We start from the raw sequence: 22,842 nt of genomic DNA on the forward strand, positions 1-22,842 counted from the left end.
CCAAGATCCCGATCACTGCCACTGGATCCCGATCGCACTATTTGCGGCCGCCAACCAGGACCACAACGCCGGCGCCTGGGTTGCCTCTGCCGACATGGCCACCATCGCTGGTCTCGCCCATCTCGCCTACGCGCCACGACCCGAAGCCCTCGAGGAGCACAGCTACCTCATCGAGGCGGCAAGACCCGCTGTTCGCGGGCGTACAGCTTCACGAGGTCGTGCGGGTGCCGTCCGCTGCGTCACGCCGAGCAACGTGCTACTTGGTGCCACCCACAGGCACTTGTTGGGCGGCCGCCGCAGGCGCTGCCAGATCGCTCAGGGTGACTGCTCGGTCTCCGGCTGACGGTCGGTGTCGCCGCGAGGACGCTCGTCGCCCGCGACGAGGTAGCGACTTGCGCCGTCGCTTAGGAGCACGCCGAGCATCCACGACAGACCCGCGACGAACGCGAGATCAAAGGTCGCAACTCGTGTGAAGTGGCCGAGGGCCCAGCTGATCGCAGCAATTATTCCTGCTGGCCATGTCAGCCAGAACGATCGCACCGGAGTAGTCGTGAAGCCCACGGAACCTCCTGAGTTGTAGGTGTCGTTCATGACGACCATCCGCGCCCATCAGCTCCCCCGGTAGGTCGAGTAGCCGAACGGCCCGAGCAGCAGTGGTACGTGATGGTGCGCCCCTTTGTTGACGACCTGGAAGGTGACCACGATCTCGGGGTAGAAGGTATGGACGCCGCGATCGACGAAGTACCGCCCAGTGTCGAACCGGAGTCGGTGTACGCCCGCTTGGGGTGCGTACAGCTCGCGGACGCGCCCGTCGGCGTCGGTACAAGCCCGGGCGAGGTGCTGCCACGCGTCGCCATGACAGCGCTCGACGACGACCGCGAGTTCCGGCGCGGGGAGGCCGGTGGTGATGTCCAATACGTGAGTCGAGAGACTCATCAGCCCTCCGATCGCAGGAGTTTGCCCAGCCGGAGGCGGTTGATCGCGGCCAGGTCTGTGAGCGCTACCCGGCGCTCGGTCGCCGGGTCGTTCGCTAACCGGGAGCGGCAGATGGCGAGCAGCTCCGCCGCTGATCGTCCGTTCGCGTAAACCAGGTACAGGTGCCCGAAGCGCTCTTCGTAGGCCGCGTTGGCCTGGCCGAGACTCGTCAGCAGCTCCTCGTCCGCGGTGCCGACTCCTGCCTGCTCTCGCCGCGACCACTGTCCACCGCTGCCGCTCGTTGGCTTGCCGATCTGTGGGTGACCGGCCAACGCCTCGGCAAAGCCGGCCTCGTCGAGCATGGCGGTGCCGGCGTCGGAGGCCGCACAGAGCTCGTCCTCATTGGCGTAGGGCCGCCCGACGATGACCTCGGTCACCCATGCCTCTGCCGAGCAGCACCGGCGTAGGGCCGACCGGAGGCGCTCGTCTTCGGGCGCGGTGTTTAACCGATCCAGACTCCAGGTCGTCATCGGCTCACGCCACCGTCGGTGCCGGCTCGACTGCGATGACGCGTCCGCTCGTCGCTGTCGGTGCGCTGGGCTGCCTTGTTCGCCGCAAAAATGGTCAGGTTGCCGACGGGGCGAGGGCGTAGGGTGCGAGCGTCGATGGCTTTGGCCCTGACCGGTGCTCCGTCTATCCACACCTGCCCCAGGTCGTCCGCCGTGGCCAGCGCAAATACCTTCGCAAGTGCATCCTCTGGTCCGTTCGAGTGGCGTATGCCAATCTCCAGGACCGTGCCCGGACGGGGTCGTATCCAGATCGCGTCGAACCGCCTGCCGGCGCTCAGGTCGCCGATTTGGTCCCGCAGGCCCAGGGCCTGTGCCCCCGCCGCCGTGGCCATGTGCAACAGATGGGCAGCAGTGAGTGGCACGCCGTCCGCGCCGCGCAAACGTTGCAGGAGGTACGTCTGCAGCCCTTCTTTGAGAAGCGAGAAGCCGGTGCCCGCACCCACGTCGCAGCCGAGTGCCACAAGGACGCCGTGGGCGAGGTGGCGGTTGAGCGGGAACATGCCGCTGCCCAGCGCCGCGTTGCTCGTCGGGCAGTGCGCCACGCTGGCCTGGGCCTCGGCCAGCCGGGTCAGCTCGGTGTCAGTCGAATGCACGTTGTGTGCGAAGACGCTCTGTCGGCCGACCAGTCCGTGCCGGTCGTAGCAGTCCAGGTAGTTGGTGGTGCCGGACAGTCGCCGGACCGTGGCGACCTCGTCGAGGTTCTCGTTCAGGTGCGACGTGAACCAGCTGCCCACCACATCCCGGTGCAACTCCCCGCATGACGCGAGCAGTTCGTCGCTGCACGACAACGCGAACCGGGGGGTCACCGCGTACCGACTGCGTCCGACGCCGTGCCAGCGCCGTGCCAGCTCGCGGCCTTCGTCGTAACTGCGCTCTGCGGACGTGTGCAGCTCCGGCCGCAGCATCCGGTCACCGACGACCAGGCCGCTGGTGATCCGTAGGCCGTGCCCCGCGGCCGCCTGGAACAGTGCGTCCACCGCCGGCGCGAAGTGCGAGCCGAAAACCAGAGCGGTGGTCGTGCCTGCCGAGGTGAGGGCCGAGACGAACTCGCCGGCTAGCACGCGCGCGTAGTCGATCTCGGCGATCCGTGCCTCCTCGGGCAGCGCGCAGCGTTCCAACCATTCCAGCAACGGCATCCCGAGCGCACCGATGACGCGGACCTGCGGGAAGTGCACATGGGCGTCCACCAGGCCGGGTAGCAGGACTCCATCGGAGAGCTCGACCAGCTGTGCCTCCGGGTGTCGGGAGCGCAGCGTGGCAAAGGCATCCCGCTCGACGATCCGCCCGTCCTCGACGAGCAGCCCCGCATCGCCGTCACAGCGGAGCGCGCCGCCGCGGAACGGGTCGTCGGGAGTGTCGACGACCTGAGCGCGGTAGAGGGTCATGGCCGGGCCGCCGAGGGAGCGCGGTCGTCGGCCATCGCCTGGTGATGTTCCATCCTGCCCAGGAGATCGGCGGCGACGCTGACGGCGATCGTCGCGGGCTCCTTGCCGTGGATGTCGGCGAGCCCGATGGGCGTGGTGATGCGGGCGATGGCCGTGGCGTCGTGGCCCTGTGCGGCGAGTTCGGTGCGGAACCGGGCCCACTTGCCCGCCGAACCGATGAGGCCGATGGTGCCGAATTCACCGCCGCGCAGCATCGCGTCGCAGAGGGAGAGGTCCTCCGCATGGTCGTGCGTCATGATCAACGCGTAGGTGCCTGTGGGCAGCTCGCCGAGCACGGTCTCCGGCAGCACTGCCACCCGGTGGACGTGCACCCGGGCCACCGCATCGGAGAAGACCGCCAACCGGTCCTCGGTGAGCTGCTCCGGGCGGGTGTCGATGAGATGTAGGTCGATATCATGCCGAGCCAGGACACGAGCCAGCTCCAGGCCCACGTGCCCTACGCCGAAGACAGCCACCACCGGCGCCACGGGTAGCGATTCGAGCAACACCGTGACGGTCCCTCCGCAGCACTGCACCCCGTGCTCGTAGGGCGCTTTGTCGGACAGCGCGAGCGTGAACAGCTCGGGCGTCGGGCCGCCTGCGGCCAGCAGCGTACGGGCCCGGTCGATCGCGACCGCTTCCAGCTTGCCGCCGCCGATCGAGCCCCACGTCTGCGTTTCGCTCACCACGAGCTTCGCGCCGGCCGCGCGAGGGGCATGGCCGCGGACCGTCACGAGCGTGACGAGTACACCGGGCTCACGGACGCTGCGCAGGTGCGCCACCGCTGCCAGCCAGGTTCCCTCAGACATGACTCACCGTCCGCAGGGCCCGCTCCGGCGTCGGGTGCCCGGCGTTCGCCGCCCCACCCGGAGCGAGGTCCGCGTCCGCCGTGGGGCCGTGCCCGCCGCACGCCCGGGCCCGCTCGATCGCCCAGAAGACCGCCTCGGGGGTGGCCGGCGAGGCGAGGTCGATGCTGATGCCGGCGGGCCCGAACGCGGCCGCCGCCTGGCGCAGGGCCTCGCGCACGGAGAAGGCGAGCATCAGCGGCGGCTCGCCCACCGCCTTGGCGCCGTAGACCGCCCCCTCCTCGGCCGCGTCGGCCAACATCGTCACATTGAAGACCTCCGGCATCTCCGAGAAGCTGGGCAGCTTGTACGAGCTGGCCCCTCGCGTGGCCAGCTGGCCGCGCGCGGCTCCCGTGCCGGTGTTCCAACGGAGGTCCTCCAGGGTCAGCCAGCCCGCGCCCTGTACGAACCCGCCCTCGATCTGTCCGATGTCGATGAGCGGTGACAGGCTGTCCCCGACGTCGTGCACGATGTCCACCCGTCGCGTTCGGTACGTGCCCGTGAACCCGTCGACTTCGACCTCGGCGGCGGCCACCCCGTACGCGAAGTACTTGAACGGCGAGCCCTGCATCGCCGCTGAGTCCCAGTACAGCCCCTCGGTGCGGTAGAAACCCGCCGCGAACAGTTGCACCCGCTGGAAGTACGCGGTCCGCACCAGATCGTTCCACTCGACGCCGGTAGGGGCCCCGGTACCCCGCGCCACACCGTCGACGATGCTGATGTCGGCGGCGTTCAGCCCCAGCATGGTGGCGGCCACCCGGGTCAGCCGCTCGCGAAGCTGTTCGCAGGCCTGCCTGACCGCGCCACCGTTGAGGTCGGCACCGCAGCTCGCTGCGGTCGCCGAGGTGTTGGGCACCTTGTCGGTACGTGTGGGCGCCAGCCGCACCCGGCCCAGTGGAATGCCCAGCTCGGTTGCTGCTACCTGCAGCATCTTGGTGTGCAGGCCCTGACCCATCTCGGTGCCGCCATGGTTGATCAGCACCGACCCGTCCCGGTACACGTGCACGAGTGCGCCGGCCTGGTTGAACGCGGTGAGGTTGAACGAGATGCCGAACTTGACCGGCGTGACGGCCAGGCCACGTTTGGCATGCGGATGTGCGGCGTTGAAGGCCGCGACCTCCCGCTGCCGGGCGGCAATGTCACCGGTGTCGACGACCTGACGCCAGAGCCTGTCCAGCCGTTCCGGGTGCCGGACCAACTGGCCGTACGGCGTGGTCTGCCCGCGGCGGTAGAAGTTGCGTCGGCGCAGTTCCATCGGGTCGATGCCGAGCAGTGGGGCGCAGCGGCCGAGGATGTCCTCGATGACCAGCATCCCCTGCGGGCCCCCGAAGCCCCGGAAGGCAGTGCTGGATGTCTTGTGGGTGCGCACGATGCGGCCGTTGAGTCGTACATGTGGCAACCAGTACGCGTTGTCAACGTGGCACAGCGCGCGGGCCAGCACCGGCTCGGACAGGTCGAGGCTCCAGCCGCCGTCCGAGGTCAGGGTCGCTTCGAGCGCGAGCAGCCGGCCCGCCGCATCGAACCCGACCCGCCACTCGACGAGAAACCCGTGCCTCTTGCCCGACATGGTCAGGTCCTGGGCGCGGGTCAGGCGCACCCGTACCGGGCGGCCGGTGCACGTCGCGCCCAGCGCGGCGATGGCAGCGAGGCCGTGTGGCTGCATCTCCTTGCCGCCGAAGCCGCCGCCCATGCGCAGGCACTGGACGGTCACCTCGTTGCTGGCCCGGCCCAGCACGTGGGCGACTATCTCCTGGGTCTCCGAGGGGTGCTGGGTACTGCTCTGCACGAAGACCTGCCCGGCTTCGTCGACGTGGGCCAGCGAGCTGTGCGTCTCCAGGTAGAAGTGCTCCTGCCCGGCGATTTCGAGTTCCCCACCGAAGACGTGCACGGCGTCGGCCAGACCGGTCTCGACGTCGCCCCGCACCAGTTGCGGCATGGCGCCCTGGAAACTGTCGGCGGCGATCGCCTCCCGCACGGTCACGTAGGAGGGCAACGGCTCCGTCTCGACCTCCACGGCGGCCGCGCCCACACGTGCCGCCTCGTACGTCTCGGCGAGCACCCAACAGACGGCGTGGCCGAAGAACATGACTTCCTCGGGGAACAATGGCTCGTCCTGCTTGATCCCGGCGTCGTTCACTCCGGGCACATCGGCGGCCGTGAGCACCCGGACGACACCTGGCACGCGGAGCGCCGGGGCGACTCGCAGCGCGGTGACCCGGGCGTGCGCCTGGGGCACCTGTACCGGGTGGGCGTGCAGCACATCCTTGGTACGAGGGATCAGGTCGTCGGTGAACTGTGCCGCACCGGTGACGTGCAGCCGCGCACTCTCGTGCGGGACCGCTGCACCCACCGCGGGACTCTCCGGCCTCTCAGACAGCGCGCTCATTCCGTGGCCTCCTCTCGGCCTGGTGCTCGGTGGCCGCGGCGATCCGTCCGCCGGGGACTGCGGCGATCTCGTACGGGGCCGGGTTCTCGGCGTAGAGCTTGAGTAGGCTCTGGCCGAGCATCGCGGCTCGATACTCGGCGCTGGACCGGTGGTCGTCCTGCGGTGTGCCCTCGCGGCGCAAAGACCGAGCGGCGGCAGCGACGGTGGCTGCGGACCAGGGGTTGCCCTCCAGCGCCGCCTCGGTCGCCCGGGCCCGGATCGGTGTGGCCGCCACCCCACCCAGGCCGATGCGTGCGCGGGTGACCGTTCCACCGACGACGTCGAGGGCGAAGCCGACGGCGACGCTGGTGACGTCGTCGAACCGCCGCTTCGCAATCTTGTGGAAGGCGACGAGGCCGGCGAGCGGGCGTGGGATCCGCACTGCCCGGATCAGCTCGTCGGAGCGACGAACGCTGCGCCGATACCCGGTGAAGTAGTCCGCCAGCGGCACCCTGCGTTCGCCGTCGACGCTGACCAGGATGACCTCGGCGGCAAGCGCGAGCAACACCGGCGCGGTGTCGCCCACCGGGGATCCGGTGCCCAGGTTGCCGCCAATGGTGGCTCTGTTGCGGATGAGCCTGGAGGCGAAGAGGGGGAACATGTGGGCGAGCAGCGGCACCCGGCCCGCGAGGCGGCGCTCGATCTCGCTGAGGGTCAGTCCGGCACCGACCTCGATGCTCTCCGGCGTGATCATCAGCTTCCGCAGCTCCGCGAGGCGGTCGATCGCGAGGACCGACTCGGCCCGGGCGCCCTGCAGGTTCACCTGCACACCCCAATCGGTGGAGCCGGCCACCACGGTGGCAGTGGGCTGCTCGCGAAGCCGTCGCAGGGCGTCGGGCAGCGAGGCCGGCCGGACGAACTCCCGGCCCCCGTGCCGCAGCCGAACGGGCCGGGGCGGCGCCGTGGGCGCCTGCTGGCGTTGCACAAGCTGGTCGTCGGGCACCGGTGGACCGAGTGCGAACGCGGCGTCGCGAATCGGCCGGTATCCGGTGCAGCGGCACAGGTTGCCGCTGAGGGCGTCCAGGTCGAAGCCGTTGGGCCCCTTGTCGTGTCCGGTCACGTCGCCGTCCGGGGACGCCCGTCTTCCGGCCCGGTAGTACTCGGCAGCCATGCTGCAGACGAAGCCGGGTGTGCAGTAGCCACACTGCGATCCACCGCGGACGGCCATCTCGTGCTGGACCGGGTGCAGGCGGTCGGGGCTGCCCAGCCCCTCGGCAGTGCGGATCTCCTGGGCATCCAGGGCGGCGACCGGCAACAGGCATGCGTTGACCGCCACCCATTCGGTGGGCGAATCAACGCCGGGTCGGGCGACGAGCACCGCGCAAGCGCCGCACTCACCCTCTCCGCAACCCTCCTTGCAGCCGGTGAGGCCTCGTCCACGCAGCCATTCCAGCGCCGTGGTGTGTGGCGTGACATCCCCGAGTGGAGTGATCCGGCCGTTGACCGTGATGTCGCCGCCGCTCCGCGTGGTGTCGTCAGGCAGCGGGGGCGTGTCGGTCGACACCGCTCGGCCCGCGGTCGGCTCCTGCCGACCGGGTAGGTCCGGTCGGAATGCATGGTGCGTCCCGGTCATCTTCTTCCCCTCATCAACAGCTTCCCGAGCGGCTGTCCCTCCGTACGTACGCGCCGCCCGCGAAGCCAGGTCTGCCGGACGATGCCGGCCAGCCGTCGACCCGAGTACGCCGTCAGCTGGTGACGGTGCAGTAGGCTCGCCGGATCGACCACGAAATCGGCGTCCGGGGCGAAAACACACAGATCCGCGTCGGCGCCGGCGGCGATGCGACCCTTGTACGGCAGCCCGACGCGCTCGGCTGGGCGCTGCGCCATCCAACGCGTCACGTCGGCCAGCGAGTGCCCGCGCGAGCGGGCCGCCGTCCATACCACCGGCAGTCCCAGCTGCAGGCCCGCGATGCCACCCCACGCTTTGCCGAAGTCGCCGTGTTCGAGCAGCTTGAGCTCGGGCGTACAGGGTGAGTGGTCCGAGACGACCATGTCGATGTCTCCGGCGGCGAGCGCCTGCCACAACCGGTCCTGGTTGCCGCCGTCGCGGATCGGCGGGCAGCACTTGAACTGGGTCGCTCCATCCGGGATATCGGTATCGGACAACGTCAGGTAGTGCGGGCAGGTCTCCACCGAGACATCGACACCGGCAGCCCTGGCTGCGGTGAGCCCTGACAGCGCGTGGGCGCTGGACAGGTGCAGGACGTGGGCCCGGCCACCGGTCGCGCGCGCGGCGTTGATCACCTGGTCGATCGCGCGATCCTCGGCCCGGTGCGGGCGGGAACGCAGGAAGGCCGCGTACTCCGGCCCGGTGGGGCGTGGCGCCAGTGCGACCACCTCGGCGTCCTCGGCGTGCACGATCAGCATCGCACCGAGGCGAGCCGTCTCTGCCATCGTCGCGACGAACTCCGCAGCGTCCAGCGGTGGAAACTCCGGCACCCCGGAGTCGAGCAGGAAGCACTTGAAGCCGAAGACTCCGCCGTCGTGCAGGGCCGCCAGATCGGTGATGTTGCCCGGCACTGCCCCGCCCCAGAAGCCCACGTCGACGTAGGTCTGGCCGCGGGCGCAGCCCTGCTTGGTGGCCAGCGCGGTGGGCGTGGTCGTCGGTGGAATGCTGTTGAGCGGCATGTCCACGATGGTGGTCACTCCGCCGGCTGCGGCTGCCCGGGTCGCGCTGGCATAGCCTTCCCACTCGGTACGACCGGGCTCGTTGACGTGCACATGGGTGTCGACCAGGCCGGGCAGAAGCACCTCGTCATCAGCGAGAGTGATCGACTCCTGGGCTTCCAGCTTCGCGTCGAGTGGTGCCACGACGGCGATGCGCCCGTCACGCACACCGATCACACCCGCGGTCTCGGTGCCCTCGATGACCACGCGTCGACTGCGAAGGACGAGATCCAGCATCATGATCGCGCCTCGTCGGGCCGTCCGGCGATCAGCGGACAACAGATGGCGAGGCGGTGACGCCCGGAGTCGGCCATGTCGCTCGTCAGTTCACAGGAAGGACGGCACGGCGAGCCAGGCGTCGCCCGGCTCGGGCGCGTCGTCGCGGGTCACGGCGGCCTCGATGAGCCCGTACGGCCGGTCGGTGGCGGTGAACACCTCGCCGCTGTTCTCCAGGCCGAATCGGGCGAGTTCAACGGGGAAGTGATGCTTGTTGGGTGCGGAGAAGCGGATCTCGGCCACCTCTTCGTGAGCCTTGAGCACGTGCGCTCCCATCAGATAGAGGGTCTCCTGTAGCGCCCGGCTGTAGGTGGTGGCGAAGGTCTCCAGCAGCGACGCACTGATGGCGCCGTACGTCGAGTTCCAGTCGACCTCGGTACCCGCGTACCGCCACCTCGCGACGAGCGAGGTGGCGAGGATGCGGTCGTCGGTCTCCTGCAACGTCGTGTATTCGTCCCGGAGGAAACCCTTGAACTCCGAACCGGTCGACTTGAGCAGGACCAGGTCACGTAGGCCGGAAACCACGCGGACCAGCTGCTCGGCGTTCCGCCCGGAGAGCGTGACCACGGTCGTCCGGACGGCTCCGCCGCGGCGGAGGAACGCGTGGTCGTGGCCGGCCCCGTCGACGTCGATTCGGTCCCAGGCGTACTGCTCGACGCGGACCTGGGCGCCGGACGCCTTGGGGGACGCCTCGATCAGCCGTTGGCCGACCGCGATCGCGTAGTCCTCGGGAGACGTGACGCCGTGCTTCTTGGCGTACACGAAGGCGGTGTTCTTCTGGGTGTCGGTCGGTAGCACATCCCGCTGGTCTCCCTCGACGTGCGCCGCGGCGAAGTCACCGCGTAACGCCGTGGAGACGTTCAGATCCCAGATCTCGTGTCGCGGGTTGTCCCGGTAGATGCGCACGACGCGGTTCTCGGCCTTGCCGTACTGGTCGAAGCTGAGCACGGTACCCATGACGTCCCTCCTACGTGTCGGTCGGTCGTCCTGTCGATGTCCGCATCGTGGTGGCCGTCCAGCCGGTGGCCGTCCCCGATCAGCTCCCCACCCGGGGCGCGGATCGGGTGCGAGCCGCCGGATCCCGTCTCGTGCTGATGCCGACGGCAACGAGGCAGGGCCAACGCGTAGGAGTCGAGGCGATCCCCAAGTGGATCTCCACCGCGCCCGAGAGGGACGGGGCTCGTGGACGTCGGGTTTCCTTCATCGTGGGATCACCGTCCACCGCTGACCTGTCGCCGCCCTATCGGCGATCTCTTGTCGTCCTGCTCGCCGTCGATATCTTGGTGATAGACGCGGCGTCCCCAATGCAGTGTCATGAGCCTGCGAGTCATGTCGGCGGCGCCGACCGAGCCTGATCCCCGAGGCGCTGCGGCGCGTCCCCTGACCATCTGTGTCTTCTGCGGCGCCCGGCCGGGCCGGCGGGCGGCCGACACCGAGGCGGCCCGGCACCTGGGTCTGCTGATCGGCCGACGCGGTCACCGGTTGCTCTACGGCGGTGGTGGTTCGGGGCTCATGGGCGAGGTGGCGTGGTCCGCGCAGCGGCACGGTGCGCCCGTGACCGGGGTCATTCCCACGTTCCTGGTCGAGAAGGAGCGAGGCATCGCGGCACCACCGCAGCAGACGGTGGTCACCTCGACGCTGGGCGAGCGCAAGGTGGCGTTCCTCACCCAGGCCGACGCGTTCGTCGCCCTGCCCGGCGGGTTCGGGACTCTCGACGAGGTGCTGGAGGTGATAAGCCTCAACCAGCTGAAAGTGTTGACCAAGCCGATCGTGCTGGTCAACACCGACGGGTTCTGGGATCGGTTCCTCGGAATGGCGCAGGAGCTGACCGACTGGGGCTTCACCGATCCCGACCTCGGCTCGCTCTGCTCGGTGACCGGCACCACGGAGGACGCGCTGCGGTGCGTGGAGAGGCACGCGAACCACACCGCGGGACTGGCCGCCGTCGACGCGGAGCGGCTCTGAGCCGAGTTCATCGGTTGCCGAGTCCCATAGGCGGGTCGTGACCCACTCTTCGTACCTCGACGGTCCGCGCATGCTGCACGACAGCGACACCGCCGACCGAGGTGCGACCGACCGCTCGGGTGGCCGCCCGGCGGCACCTCGGCCGCCGCCAGGTCACCTGCCGCGAGGGCCGTGTCACGGGCAGCCGCCGGGTCGGCCCAGGGTGTCTGTTCAACGGACGTCCGCCGCCGGCGCCCACTGTCGATCAATGCGTACCGGAGCGTTCAGAGGTCGACCGGCCGCCCGTTCGGGGCGTCCGTCGAGCGGGCGGGGTGGGCTTGTCAATCGCCTGACCCGACCGCCACCGCGGTCAGGATCAACCGGTCGGTCGCCAGGAAGCGTCCGGAGAACCGGGACCGCGGTCCGTCGACGAGCAGTTGCGCGCTGAACCGGCCCGCAGTGGGGTCGATGGTCAGCCGGGCGTCCGGCAGTCCGAGCCACCGTCCGGTCAGCGGAAACCACGCCTTGTACACCGCTTCCTTCGCGCTGAACAGCAGCCGGTCCCAATGCGTCCGAGGATGGGCACTGCGCAGGTCGCGCAGCATGTCGGCCTCGCCGGGCGCGACGATGTAGTCCTGGGTTCCGGCCGGCAGTGTCTGGTGCGGCTCGGCGTCGATGCCAACCGACATCAGGTCGGCCGAGCGCGCGACGGCGGCCGCTCGGTAGCCGGTGCAGTGCGTGATGCTGCCGACCACCCCGGTCGGCCAGACCGGCGCCCGTTCGGCACCGATCCGGATCGGTGCCGGAGCCACACCGAGCCGCCGCAGGGCTTCGCGCGCGCAGCGGCGGGCGGTGACGAACTCCCGGCGCCGGAGGTCGACGACGTTCGCCACCAGGTCCTCCTCGCCAGGGAACACCGGCTCGCCGGGTATGTCGGAGAACGCCTCAGCGGTGCGTACGGCGGCCGGGAGCAGAGTCGCGAGCATCGACCAGAGTCTACGGCCTGAGCGCGGTGGACACCCCCTATCGTCCACGTATCCCGGACCGGCGCCTCCAACCGGTAACGGCGGGACAGCGGGCCGATAGGCGACCGGCCGAGAGTCGGCCCATGACCATCACTCCTGACGAGCGCGAGGATCTGCTGGCCGCGGCACGGCGCAGTGTCACGGAACGGCTGCTGCGCGGAGCCGCGCCGACCGCGAGCCCGGTGCAGACACCGGACGCCGCACGGTCGCCCGAGGAGCCCGTCCCGCTGTCGCCGGAGCAGCATTCTCTGTGGCTCGTCGGAGAGATGCTCGGCGCACACGAGGGGCTCTACAGCGTGCATGAGGTCGTGCGACTGCACGGGGCCGTAGAGGTCAGCAGATTGCGGACCGCGCTGGATCGTCTGGTGGCCCGGCACGAGGCGTTACGTACCGTCGTCGTCGAGACCGAGGACGGACCGATGCAAATCGTCCGCGCCCCGGGGCCGGCCGCCTTCACCGTGGTGGACCGGACCGAGCACGGAGGCGACCCGATGGCCTCGGTCCGGGCCGAGCTGGCGCGGCGCTTCGACCTCGAGGCGGGACCGCTGTTCCGCGCTGCTCTCGTCGAGGCGGACGGCGATCACCTCCTGGTGCTGCACCTGCACCACCTGATCGCCGACGAATGGTCCTGCCAGATCCTGGCCACCGACCTCAGCCGGCTCTATCGCGGCGTCGCGGACGTCGCGGCGCCGGGTCGCTACACCGACTACGCGCGCCGGGCCCTCGAAGGCGCTGCCGACGGCCGGCAGACCCACCTGGACCATTGGCGCCGGGCCCTCTCGGATGTCGACCCGTACCTGGAACTTCCCATCGACCGGCCGCACCCGCCCGAACCGACATACCGCGGCGACGGGGTCGTGATGACCGTGCCCCCGAACACGGCGAACCGGCTACGGCAGGTCGCTGCCGAGGCCGGCGTGACGCCCTTCGTCGCGGTGCTGGCGGGGCTCGCGGCCACCCTTGGTGGCTACAGCGGGCAAACGCGTTTCGCGGTGGGGACGCCCATGTCGCGCCGTGGCACGGCCGGCACCGACGAGACTGTCGGGCTCTTCGTCAACACCGTCGCCGTTCCGGTCGATCTGGCTGACGGGCCGGAGCTGCGTGACCTCATGATCCGCCTGCGCCGGACCGTGGCCGGGGCGCTGGACCATGCCGACGTCAGCATCGAGGAGGTGGTCCGCGCGCTGAACGTGCGACGCGCGCCGGATCGCAACCCGCTGTTCCAGGTGTTGTTCCAATACCTGGACGACCACGAGGACTGGTGGGACCTTCCGGGTATCACCACCGAGCCGGTCGACCTCGACGAGGCCACCGAGAAGTTCGAACTCACGCTGGTGGCGCGCGACGACGACGGCGCGATCCGCCTGGAGCTCCGGTACGCCACGGATCTGTTCGAGGCCGATACCGCACGGCGGCTGCTGCGCAGTCTGGTTGCCGTCCTGGAGCAGATGGCCGCCGATCCCGCACGCCGGACCGGCGACCTTGATCTGCTGGGGGCCGACGACCTGCACCGGCAGCTCCGGTCCTGGAACGACACCGAGGTGCCGCTGCGCGAGACGACCCTGGCGTCCCTGTTCGCCGAGCAGGCGGCCCGGACCCCGGATGCCTGCGCCGTCGTCGACGACCAGGAGACGCTCACGTACGCGGAACTGGCGCACCGAGTGAGCCGGGTAGCCGCGGGGCTGCGGCGAGCCGGGGTAGGACCCGATGTGCCGGTCGGGGTCTGCCTGCAGCGCTCGTTCAGGCTGGTGACCGCGCTGCTTGCTGTCGAGTGGGCAGGTGGCGCGTACGTGCCGCTCGATCCCGATCATCCCGACGGCCGACACGCGATGATCGTCGCCGACACCGGGATGTCCGTCGTCCTGGTCGACCAGGAGACCGCCGGTCGTTGGACCGGCGACGAGGTCGTCGTGCTGGACGTGGACCGGCAGGCGGCGATCACCGACGACGGCACTTCCGGCCTGACGGCAGTGTCACCGGACGACCTCGCATACATCATCTTCACCTCCGGCTCGACCGGGCGGCCGAAGGGCGTCTGTGTACCGCACCGGGGTGTGGTCAACCGGCTGCAGTGGATGCAGAAGGCCTACCCGATCGGCACCGGCGACACTGTCGTCCAGAAGACGCCGTTCAGCTTTGACGTGTCGGTGTGGGAGTTCTTCTGGCCGCTGACCGTCGGCGCGCGTCTGGTGGTCGCCGAGCCTGGTGGACATCAGGACCCGGCGTACCTGGCGGACCTCATCCGCCGCAGCGCCGCGACCGTCGTGCACTTCGTGCCCTCGATGCTCGCGGAGTTCCTCGCCGATCCCACGGTCGACGACCTTCCCAGCCTGCGCCACGTCATCTGCAGCGGCGAAGCCCTTCCGGCCGGGCTGGCGGATCAGGCTCGCTCCCGGCTCACGGCCGAGTTGCACAACCTGTACGGCCCGACCGAGGCGTCGATCGACGTGTCCGCGTACACCTGTGTGTCTGCGCCGGGCGGGGCGACCGTCCCGATCGGCAGGCCGATCGACAACACGCGGCTGTACGTCCTGAACGACGCCCTGCGCCCGATGCCCGTCGGGGTGCCCGGCGAGCTGTTCATCGGTGGTGTCGGCCTCGCCCGCGGATACGTCGGCCGGCCCGTACTGACCGCTGGCTCCTTCGTGCCCGACCCGTTCCACGGCGGCCGGATGTACCGGACGGGCGACGTCGCGCGGTGGCGTACCGACGGATCCCTCGAATTCCTCGGACGGATCGACGATCAGGTCAAGGTACACGGCCACCGCATCGAGCTCGATGAGATCGTTTCGACCCTGCTGGCCCGCCCCGACATCGCGCAGGCCGCAGTGGTGCCACAGCAGACCTCGGCCGGCGCTCTGCGGCTGGTCGCCTATGTGGTGCCGACGCCCGGGCACGTGCTGTCGGCGAGCGATCTGACGGCCCATCTGCGCGGCACGCTGCCGGAGTACATGGTCCCGGCCACGTATGTGCCCCTGGACGCGCTGCCGCTGACCTCGAGCGGCAAGGTGAACCGGAAGGCGCTGCCGGACGTGTCACCGGCAGCCGCATCGCGAGCGGAGCCGACCAGGCCACGCGACGAGACCGAGCGGGTGCTGGCCGCGATCTGGGCCGAGCTGCTCGATCTCGACTTCTGTGGCGTGCGGGACAACTTCTTCGACATCGGTGGCGACTCGATCCTGGCGGTGCGGATCGCCAACCGGGCTCGCGCCGCCGGCCTGCCGGTGACCCCGCGTCTGCTGCTACGGCACCAGACGGTGGCCGAGGTGGTGGCGGCGCTCCGCGCCACGGACGGCCCGGCCGCTGACGGCCACGGCGCCGCCCCGGCCCGCGCTGCCGAACCGCTACCGGACGGCGTGGAGTCCGTGCACCGGCTCTCCGCCCTCCAAGAAGGGATGCTGTTCGAGACGATCGCCTTCCCGGCGGAGAACCGGTACGCGCAGTACCACGCCTTCGATGTGGACCAGCCGCTCGACGAGGAGGCGCTGGCCTCGGCGCTGCGCGAGGTCTGCGCCCGGCACCCCGCGCTGCGCAGCCGGTTCGCCTGGCGCGGGCGGCCACATCCGGTCCAGGAGGTGCACTGTCGCGCAGAGCCGGAACTGGTCGTCCTCGACTGGCGCGCCGACGCGTCTCCGCGGCGGTACGAGGACTTCCTCGCCGAGGACCGGGCCGAACCGATCGAGCTGACCGGTCCGATCAACCGATTCACCGCGCTGCGCACCGGTGACTCGTCCTACCGGCTGGTGTGGCGGACCCACCACATCCTGCTCGACGGATGGAGCACCGAGATAGTGGTCCGGGAACTGTTCCAGATCGTCGGAGGCCTCCGCAACGGCACGTCCGTCGACCTCCCCGACCCGGTGCCGGCGGCAGCACATCGGGCGTGGCTCGCCGGACGCGACCGCGACGCGGACGCCGTGCACTGGCAGAAGGTGCTCGGCGGATTCACCACGCCGACCGCGCTACCGGTCAACCGGTTGCCGACGGAGGAAGGCGGCCGGGCGGGTACGGCGCTCGAACTGCTGAACCTGGACCGGGGCCAGCTGGATCGGTTGACCGAGGTGTCGCGCCGCTGGCGGGTGTCGCTGGGCTCGCTGGTGACCGCGGCCTGGGGACTGCTGCTGCGTCGGTTCGGTGGCGGGGACGACGTGGTCGTCGGGGTCACCGTCAACGGGCGGTCCGGGGACTTCCCTCGGATCGAACAGGTCGTCGGCCTGCTGATGAACACCCTCCCGGTCCGGATGCGGATCGAAGAGGGGATCACCGCCGGCGCGGTGGCCCGCGCAGTCCAGGATCAGATGGCCGAGTTGCACGAGCACGTCCACTGCTCGCTGGTCGACGCCAAGCGGCAGAGCGCGGTGCGGGCGGACGAGCGCCTGTTCGACAGCATCGTGGTGTTCCAGCACGAGGAGCGCGAACCGGCGCTGCCGCCGGAAGTGTCCCCGGTGCCCGGTAGCACCGCGCTGGACAGTGGCTACCCGCTGGTGCTGGACGTGACGGCGGGGGACGGGCTGTGCCTGCAACTGGCGTACCAACGCACCTGCGGCGAGGCGGAGACCATCCGGCGGCTGCTCGCGCACCTGGCGATCATCCTCACCGCGATCGCCGATGACCGGTCCGGCTCGATCGACACGCTCGACGCGTTGCCCGACGTCGAGCGCGAACGTGTGCTCCGGACATGGAACGACACCGACGCGTGGTACCCGTCGGAGACGTGCCTGCACGAGTTGTTCGAGCAGGCGGCTCGCGAGAATCCCGCCGCTACGGCGATCGTCGATGTCGACGGATCCTCGGTCTCCTACGCCGACCTGGACGAGTCCGCGAACAGGCTGGCGCACCACCTGCGTGCCCGAGGCGTCGGCCCCGAGCAGATCGTCGGCGTGCTCCTGGACCATTCCGTCGAGATGTTCGTGGCCCTGCTCGGCGTGCTCAAGGCCGGCGGCGCCTATCTCCCCCTAGACCCCGGCCATCCAAGTGACCGGCTGAAGTACTACCTGCGGGACAGCGGTGCCCGGCTCGTGGTGACCCGGGCCGACCTCGCGGCGCTGGCCACCGACGGCGAGAACCTGCCCGCGGTGCTGCTCGACGCCGAGGCCGCGCAGATCGCAGAGCGACCGGCCACGTCGCCCCAGACGGGTGTCACGGCGCGCAACCTGGTCTACATCATGTACACCTCCGGCTCGACCGGACGGCCGAAGGGCGTGCTGATCGACCATCGAGGTCTGATCAACTATCTGTGGTGGGCGCGTTCCGGCTATGGGATCGACGGCGCGGACGGCGCTCCGATGGTCGGCTCCATCGCGTTCGACCTCTCCGTTCCCAATTTCTTCCTGCCGCTGACGGCCGGGCTGAGCGTGACACTGTTGCCGCCCGACGAGGGCCTCGGAAATCTCGCCGACCTGCTCACCGAGCCGGCCGACTTCAGTCTGCTCAAGATCACGCCGGGGCATCTCGACGTGCTGCGTCGGATGGTGCAGCCCGACAGCGTCCATTCGGTGCGCACCTTCGTGGTGGGCGCCGACGAGGTGCGTACGGAAACCGCCCTGGGCTGGCGTAAGGCGGCTCCACGGGCACGGATCATCAACGAGTACGGCCCGACCGAGACGGTGGTCGGCTGCTCGACCTATGTCCTGCCGGACGAAGTCGATCCGGAGCTGCCGCTCCCGATCGGCCGGCCCATCGCCAACATCCGGATGTACGTGCTCGACCGTCACCTCTCCCCGGTACCGATCGGTGTGACGGGGGAGTTGTTCATCGGCGGTGACGGTGTCGCCCGTGGTTACCATCGCAGGCCGTCGGTCACGGCGGAGCGGTTCCTGCCGGATCCGTACGCGTCGGAGCCGGGCGCCCGGTTCTACCGGACCGGGGATCTGGCCCGGTGGCGCGCCGACGGGAACCTCGACTTCCTGGGCCGTTGCGACGATCAGGTGAAGATCCGCGGATACCGGGTCGAACTGGGGGAGATCGAGGCCCGGCTGCTGGCTCATCCCGACATCGTCGAGGGTGCGGTCGCCGCCTTCGCCCACGAGTCAGGCGATCGTCGGCTGGTCGCGTACCTGGTGCCCCGCCCCGATGGGCAGCTGCCGAGCGCCGTTGACCTGCAGGAATGGCTGGCCCGCGACCTGCCCACCTACATGCGTCCCGCACAGTTCGTCTGTCTGCCGGAGCTGCCGCTCACGGCGGCCGGCAAGGTCGACCGCAGCCGGCTGCCGGCACCGGGCCCGGTCACCCGGGATGAGGAAGCCGGGTACGTCGCTGCCCGCACCGAGACCGAGCGACGCCTGGTCAGTGTCTGGGAACAGGCGCTCGGTGTGACCGGGGTCGGCGTGCACGACGACTTCTTCGGGCTCGGTGGCGACTCCATCGTCTCGGTGCGGTTGGTCGCTCTGGCACAGGAGTACGGTCTCGCCGTCAACCCGCGTGACGTGTTCCGCCATCCGACCGTCGCCGGTCTCGCGGCCGTGGTGACCCTCGCGGAGCCGGCAGCGGCGGAGCCCGCTCCGGAGCGATCGGCTGCGGAGCCACCGGTGGCCGGGCCCGACCCGCTCACCGGGCTGGACGACGAGGCTGCCGCCGTCCTGCGTACCCAGCTGAGGGAGTTGGACACGGCCGAGGTGTACCGGCTCACCCACCTGCAGACCGGCATGCTGCTGCACCGGCTCGCCGACCCGCAGCGGGACGAGTACTTCCGCCAGTTCATCTGGGACCTCGACGGCGATCTCGACGTGGGAACGTTCGTGACGGCGTGGCAGCGGGTCATCGACCGGCATGCGGCCCTGCGGACCCGGTTCATCTGGCAGGACCTGCCGCACCCGGTGCAGGTCGTCGTCCGCGCCCAGCCGATCGTGGTCGAACGCTGGGACTGCCGTTCCACTCCTGACGGCGAGCGCGTGGGCTGGCTGGAGCGGCTGGCCGCGGACGAACGGGAGCGCGGGATCGACCTCACCGCCGGACCGCCGATGCGGCTGGTTCTGATCCGAACCGGTTCGACGCGCCACCGCCTGCTGTGGAACGTCCACCACCTGGTGCTGGACGGCTGGAGCCGGTCGATCGTGAGCCGTGAGGTGCTGGAGACATACGCCGCTATGCGTACCGGCGGTGCCCTGCCGGCCGATCCGCCGGCACCGTTCCGTGACTACCTGTCCTGGCTCGACCGCCACCCGGCGAACCGGGACATGGGTTACTGGCGGCGAACGTTGGCCGGCCTGCGCGGTCCCACGCCGCTACCCGCCGTCGCAGCGGGTCGACGCCCGGGAACCGGCATCGGCGTCGAGGAGAGCACTCTCGCCGATTCGCTGTTCCAGGCTCTGCGCGACACCGCAGCTCGTTACCGGATCAGCCTGCCGAATCTGTTGCAGGGGGCGTGGGCGTTGCTCCTGAGCCGGCATTGCGGCACCGATGACGTCGTCTTCGGCACCACGCTGGCCGGCCGGTCCGCCGACGTGCCCGGCATCGACCGCATGGTCGGGATGCTGATGAACACCCTGCCCACCCGGATCGGCGTGTCCCCGGACATGTCGATCGGCGACTGGCTCACCGAGGTGCACCGAGGCCGCCTGACCCAACAGGAGCATGCCGGCGCATCCCTGGTGGAGATTGCCCGATGCGTCGATGTGCCCCGCGGAGAACGGCTGTTCACCAACCTGTTCGTCCTGGAGCGCGCCGCCGACGAGGAGGAGGGCGAGTGGGCCGGCCTGCGGGTCGACCAGAGCGACGGCGCTCCGGGCGAGACCGCGTTCCCGTTGGTGCTCACCGTGAGCGTCGCCGGTCACCTCGAGCTCGGACTGAAGTTCGAGCACGCAGTCTATGACCGGGACGCGGTCGCGGAACTCCTCGGGCACTACCGAATGCTGCTCGAGGCCGTCACCGTTGCGCCCGCCGACGACCCGGTCGCCGCGTGGCGCGAAGTCGTACCCGCGCCGGTCGTTCCGGAACCGGCTCCGGCCGCGTCGTCGGGCGCCGCCGGGCCGGCCGGGACGGGGCTCGCCGCCGCCGTCACGGAGGCCGAGCGGGTGCTCGCGGAGATCTGGAAGGGCGTGCTGCGCCTCGACCGGGTGGGGCCAGAGGACGACTATTTCGCCCTCGGTGGCGATTCGGTCCTCGCCTTCCAGGTTGTCACCCTGGGGCGGCGTGCCGGCCTGTCGATCACTGTGCAGGACGTGCTGCGCGACACCAGGCTGCGAGACCTGGCCGCCACCGTGGCGCCGGGCGCGGCGGTGGAGGTGGCGGCCCCGCGTGCCGAGCACCCGGACCCCTGGTCGGCGGTACCGCTCACTCCGGCGCAGCATCGTCTGCTCGACCAACGTGTGCCGCACGACCACTACAACCAGTCGGTGCAGGTGGACTGGCACGGCGCCGCCGATCCGGGCCGCCTGGGACGGGCTCTGCGGGCGCTGACCGCCCAGCACGACGCGCTGCGGTTGCGTCTCGACCGCGCCGCGCCCGACCGGCGCCAGCGGGTCGCGCCGGTGTCGGACACCAATCCGCTACGGGTGGTCGATCTCGGCACCCGGACAGCCGATGAGCGACGGGACGAGATCCGGGCCATCGCCGATCGGCTGCACACCGGTCTCGACCTGGCCGACGGCCCCCTGCTCAGGGCGGCACTGATCCGGGCCGACGGATTCGACGACCGCGTCGTGGTGGTGGTCCACCACTGGGCCGTGGACACGTATTCCTGGCGCATCCTGCTCGACGACCTCGCCACCGTGTACCGAACCGACGATCCCGCCGCGCTCACGCCGGTCCCGACCTCGTTCGGGCAGTGGGCCACGCGGCTCGCCGCGTACGCGAGCAGCGGGAAGCTGGACGAGGAACGCGAGTTGTGGCAGGCGGTGGCTCGCGAGCCGGTGGCGCCACCGCCCGCAGTTGATGTAGGCGGCATCAATCGTGAGTCGGCGACCCGCACGGTCGAGGCGGTGCTCGATGAAGCGGACACGAGCCGGCTGACCCGCAGGGCGGCGCACGGGGTGCCGATGCAGACGCTGGTGCTGGCCGCTCTCGGGGACGTGCTGGTGGAATGGGCCGGCGGCGGCCTCCCGGTCTCGGTCGACATCGAGGGCCACGGCCGCGAGCCGCTGTTCGATGATGTGGATCTCTCCCGCACCGTCGGCTGGTTCACCGCCAGGTACCCGGTGGTCGTCCGGCCGGTCGGCCGGGGTGGCGTCGACACGGCGGTGGACGCCCTGGCCGACACCCTGGCGGCGATTCCGCACCATGGGATCGGACATGGACTGTTGCGTCACCTGGCGGGCCAGGCCGATCTGGCATCCAGGTCGTGGGTCAGCCTGACCCACTTCGGTCATCTGCTCGACCAGGGCGACGGTGCGGGCCTGTTCCACGGCGTGGACGACGACTCGACGGCCCGGGCCCCCGCCGGTGAGCGCCGCTACCTCCTGGACGTCAGGTCGTGGGTGCGAGACGGCCGGCTGCACGTCGACTGGACCTTCCCGGCCGGAAACGTCGAGGAGCGGGTGGGCCGCCGGCGTCTTCAGGAGCACCTGCAGCGACTTCGAAAGCTGGCGGCACCGGCCGACCGGCCGGTTCCGGCGTCCTGGCAGCGCCTCGAGCCGGGCTCGGCACTGATGGCCGCCGCGCGTCGGCGGTGTCAGGCGCCGGCGGTGAGTGTCGCGGTGATCGCCGACGGGCAGGTCGCCCGGGCCTGGGGTGAGGGAACGACCGACGCCCGTGGGGGTGCGGCGGTCGATGCCGAAACGATCTTCCAGGCCTGTTCGGTGAGCAAACACGTCACCACGGTGGGCGTGCTGCGGCTGGCCATGGACGGCGTGCTGGACCTGGACGCGGACGTGCGTACCCACCTGACAGGCGGGTTGCGCGGCGCGTCGGGACCGGTCACCCTGCGGGGCCTGCTGGGCCACGTGGCAGGGCTGGTGCAGTACGGCCACCCGGGCCATGAGCAGGCGGACCCGCTGCCCACCCTCGCCGACATGATCCTGGGTCGGCCGCCGGCCGCGACACCGCCGATCGAGATGACGGGCGCGGCAGGGACGTTCGGCTATTCCGGAGCGAACTTCACCGTGGTGCAGAGCGTCCTCCAGGCGGTCACCGGCGAGCCGTTCGCCGAGACGATGCGACGGTTGGTGCTCGATCCGCTCGGCATGCGTGACAGCAGCTTCGACCAGGCGTTCCCGCACCTGCGGCCGGGCCGTGTGGCGCACGGCCACCGGGACGACGGCACGCACCTGCCCGGCGGCTGGCGAGTCTTCCCCCAGCAGGCCGCGAGTGGCCTGTGGACGACCGCCGCCGATCTGGCCAAGGTAGCGGTGGAGATCCGGGCAGCTGCCACCGGCGAACCGTCGCGGGTGCTCGACCGGGCGTCCGCGCAAGCCATGATCACGCCGGAGGTGCCGGGCGGTCGGTACGGCCTGGGCTGCGTCAGCAAGGTCGTCGACGGTCACCGGTGGTTCGGTCATCCCGGCGATCGGCACAGCTTCCAGTGCATGACCGCGACGGATCTCGACGACGGAGCGGGTCTGGTCGTCCTCTCGAACATCGGGGGGAGGCCATTCCTGGCCGATCTGTTCGCGGAACTGGAATTCCCCATGCCGCCGACGCTGTGACCAACGATCCGGTAACGCGCCGACCAAGGGAGAAAAATGATCATCGCATCGGGATCGGCCCGCGCCGCGTTCGATGGCCGGCCGGTGCAGGTCGGCCGTGGCTGGGCCTATGGCACCTTCGGTGAGCTGCTTCAGGGCGTGTTGCCGGAACCGGGTACGGATTTCCTGGTAA

Annotated in this window: 12 protein-coding genes; 2 read left to right on the forward strand and 10 right to left on the reverse strand. The window is 70.3% G+C overall.

Features of this window, described 5'->3' with window-relative positions; translation table 11 throughout:
- Nucleotides 1–315: 315 nt before the first annotated feature.
- From ACIBTX_RS09510 to pucL, 9 genes are all read right to left on the reverse strand, one after another.
- Nucleotides 316–591 carry a hypothetical protein gene (locus ACIBTX_RS09510; RefSeq protein ID WP_281593055.1) on the reverse strand — a complete coding sequence of 92 codons (276 nt, stop codon included), beginning with the start codon at nucleotides 589–591 and terminating at the stop codon, nucleotides 316–318.
- Between the two features lie 18 nt (nucleotides 592–609).
- Nucleotides 610–936: a hydroxyisourate hydrolase gene (uraH, locus tag ACIBTX_RS09515; RefSeq protein ID WP_281593054.1), complete on the reverse strand. Its 327-nt coding sequence runs from the start codon at nucleotides 934–936 to the stop codon at nucleotides 610–612.
- Nucleotides 936–1,445 carry a 2-oxo-4-hydroxy-4-carboxy-5-ureidoimidazoline decarboxylase gene (gene uraD, locus ACIBTX_RS09520; protein ID WP_281593052.1) on the reverse strand — a complete coding sequence of 170 codons (510 nt, stop codon included), beginning with the start codon at nucleotides 1,443–1,445 and terminating at the stop codon, nucleotides 936–938. The genes uraH and uraD overlap by 1 nt, the downstream gene beginning before the upstream one ends.
- The gene (locus tag ACIBTX_RS09525; RefSeq protein ID WP_357128414.1) at nucleotides 1,442–2,869 is read right to left on the reverse strand and encodes a guanine deaminase; all 1,428 of its coding nucleotides are present in this window, start codon (nucleotides 2,867–2,869) and stop codon (nucleotides 1,442–1,444) included. Before ACIBTX_RS09525 ends, uraD begins: the two co-directional genes overlap by 4 nt.
- Entirely contained in the window at nucleotides 2,866–3,690 is an 825-nt protein-coding gene (gene xdhC, locus ACIBTX_RS09530) for a xanthine dehydrogenase accessory protein XdhC (protein WP_357128417.1), read from the reverse strand. The genes ACIBTX_RS09525 and xdhC overlap by 4 nt, the downstream gene beginning before the upstream one ends.
- A 19-nt stretch (nucleotides 3,691–3,709) precedes the next feature.
- Nucleotides 3,710–6,103 (reverse strand): xanthine dehydrogenase molybdopterin binding subunit, encoded by a 2,394-nt coding sequence (gene xdhB / locus ACIBTX_RS09535; RefSeq protein WP_357392381.1) that lies wholly within the window; start codon nucleotides 6,101–6,103, stop codon nucleotides 3,710–3,712.
- A gap of 19 nt (nucleotides 6,104–6,122) precedes the next feature.
- A complete protein-coding gene (locus ACIBTX_RS09540; RefSeq protein WP_357128424.1) occupies nucleotides 6,123–7,751 on the reverse strand; it encodes an FAD binding domain-containing protein in 1,629 nt (542 codons plus the stop codon).
- Entirely contained in the window at nucleotides 7,748–9,085 is a 1,338-nt protein-coding gene (gene allB / locus ACIBTX_RS09545; RefSeq protein WP_091606516.1) for an allantoinase AllB, read from the reverse strand. Before allB ends, ACIBTX_RS09540 begins: the two co-directional genes overlap by 4 nt.
- An 87-nt stretch (nucleotides 9,086–9,172) precedes the next feature.
- Nucleotides 9,173–10,078 (reverse strand): factor-independent urate hydroxylase, encoded by a 906-nt coding sequence (gene pucL, locus ACIBTX_RS09550; RefSeq protein ID WP_396832321.1) that lies wholly within the window; start codon nucleotides 10,076–10,078, stop codon nucleotides 9,173–9,175.
- A 357-nt stretch (nucleotides 10,079–10,435) separates the two neighbouring features.
- On the opposite strand from pucL, the gene ACIBTX_RS09555 reads away from it, so the two are divergent.
- The gene (locus ACIBTX_RS09555; RefSeq protein ID WP_091606509.1) at nucleotides 10,436–11,086 is read left to right on the forward strand and encodes a TIGR00730 family Rossman fold protein; all 651 of its coding nucleotides are present in this window, start codon (nucleotides 10,436–10,438) and stop codon (nucleotides 11,084–11,086) included.
- A gap of 320 nt (nucleotides 11,087–11,406) precedes the next feature.
- On the opposite strand, the gene ACIBTX_RS09560 is transcribed toward ACIBTX_RS09555, so the two are convergent.
- Nucleotides 11,407–12,051, reverse strand: a complete 645-nt coding sequence (locus tag ACIBTX_RS09560; protein ID WP_357128433.1) for a 4'-phosphopantetheinyl transferase superfamily protein — start codon at nucleotides 12,049–12,051, stop codon at nucleotides 11,407–11,409.
- A 122-nt stretch (nucleotides 12,052–12,173) separates the two neighbouring features.
- On the opposite strand from ACIBTX_RS09560, the gene ACIBTX_RS09565 reads away from it, so the two are divergent.
- Complete coding sequence (locus ACIBTX_RS09565) at nucleotides 12,174–22,670, forward strand: amino acid adenylation domain-containing protein (protein ID WP_396832322.1); 10,497 nt, start codon at nucleotides 12,174–12,176, stop codon at nucleotides 22,668–22,670.
- Nucleotides 22,671–22,842 lie beyond the last annotated feature (172 nt).

Origin of the sequence: Micromonospora sp. NPDC049359 (genome assembly GCF_044466585.1) — a bacterium.
GTDB lineage: Bacteria > Actinomycetota > Actinomycetes > Mycobacteriales > Micromonosporaceae > Micromonospora.

Coding starts and splice junctions, on each gene's coding strand:
- ACIBTX_RS09510 (WP_281593055.1), bottom strand. CDS start 591: ATGAACGACACCTACAACTCAGGAGGTTCCGTGGGCTTCACGACTACT.
- uraH (WP_281593054.1), bottom strand. CDS start 936: ATGAGTCTCTCGACTCACGTATTGGACATCACCACCGGCCTCCCCGCG.
- uraD (WP_281593052.1), bottom strand. CDS start 1,445: ATGACGACCTGGAGTCTGGATCGGTTAAACACCGCGCCCGAAGACGAG.
- ACIBTX_RS09525 (WP_357128414.1), bottom strand. CDS start 2,869: ATGACCCTCTACCGCGCTCAGGTCGTCGACACTCCCGACGACCCGTTC.
- ACIBTX_RS09540 (WP_357128424.1), bottom strand. CDS start 7,751: ATGACCGGGACGCACCATGCATTCCGACCGGACCTACCCGGTCGGCAG.
- allB (WP_091606516.1), bottom strand. CDS start 9,085: ATGATGCTGGATCTCGTCCTTCGCAGTCGACGCGTGGTCATCGAGGGC.
- pucL (WP_396832321.1), bottom strand. CDS start 10,078: ATGGGTACCGTGCTCAGCTTCGACCAGTACGGCAAGGCCGAGAACCGC.
- ACIBTX_RS09555 (WP_091606509.1), top strand. CDS start 10,436: ATGAGCCTGCGAGTCATGTCGGCGGCGCCGACCGAGCCTGATCCCCGA.
- ACIBTX_RS09560 (WP_357128433.1), bottom strand. CDS start 12,051: ATGCTCGCGACTCTGCTCCCGGCCGCCGTACGCACCGCTGAGGCGTTC.
- ACIBTX_RS09565 (WP_396832322.1), top strand. CDS start 12,174: ATGACCATCACTCCTGACGAGCGCGAGGATCTGCTGGCCGCGGCACGG.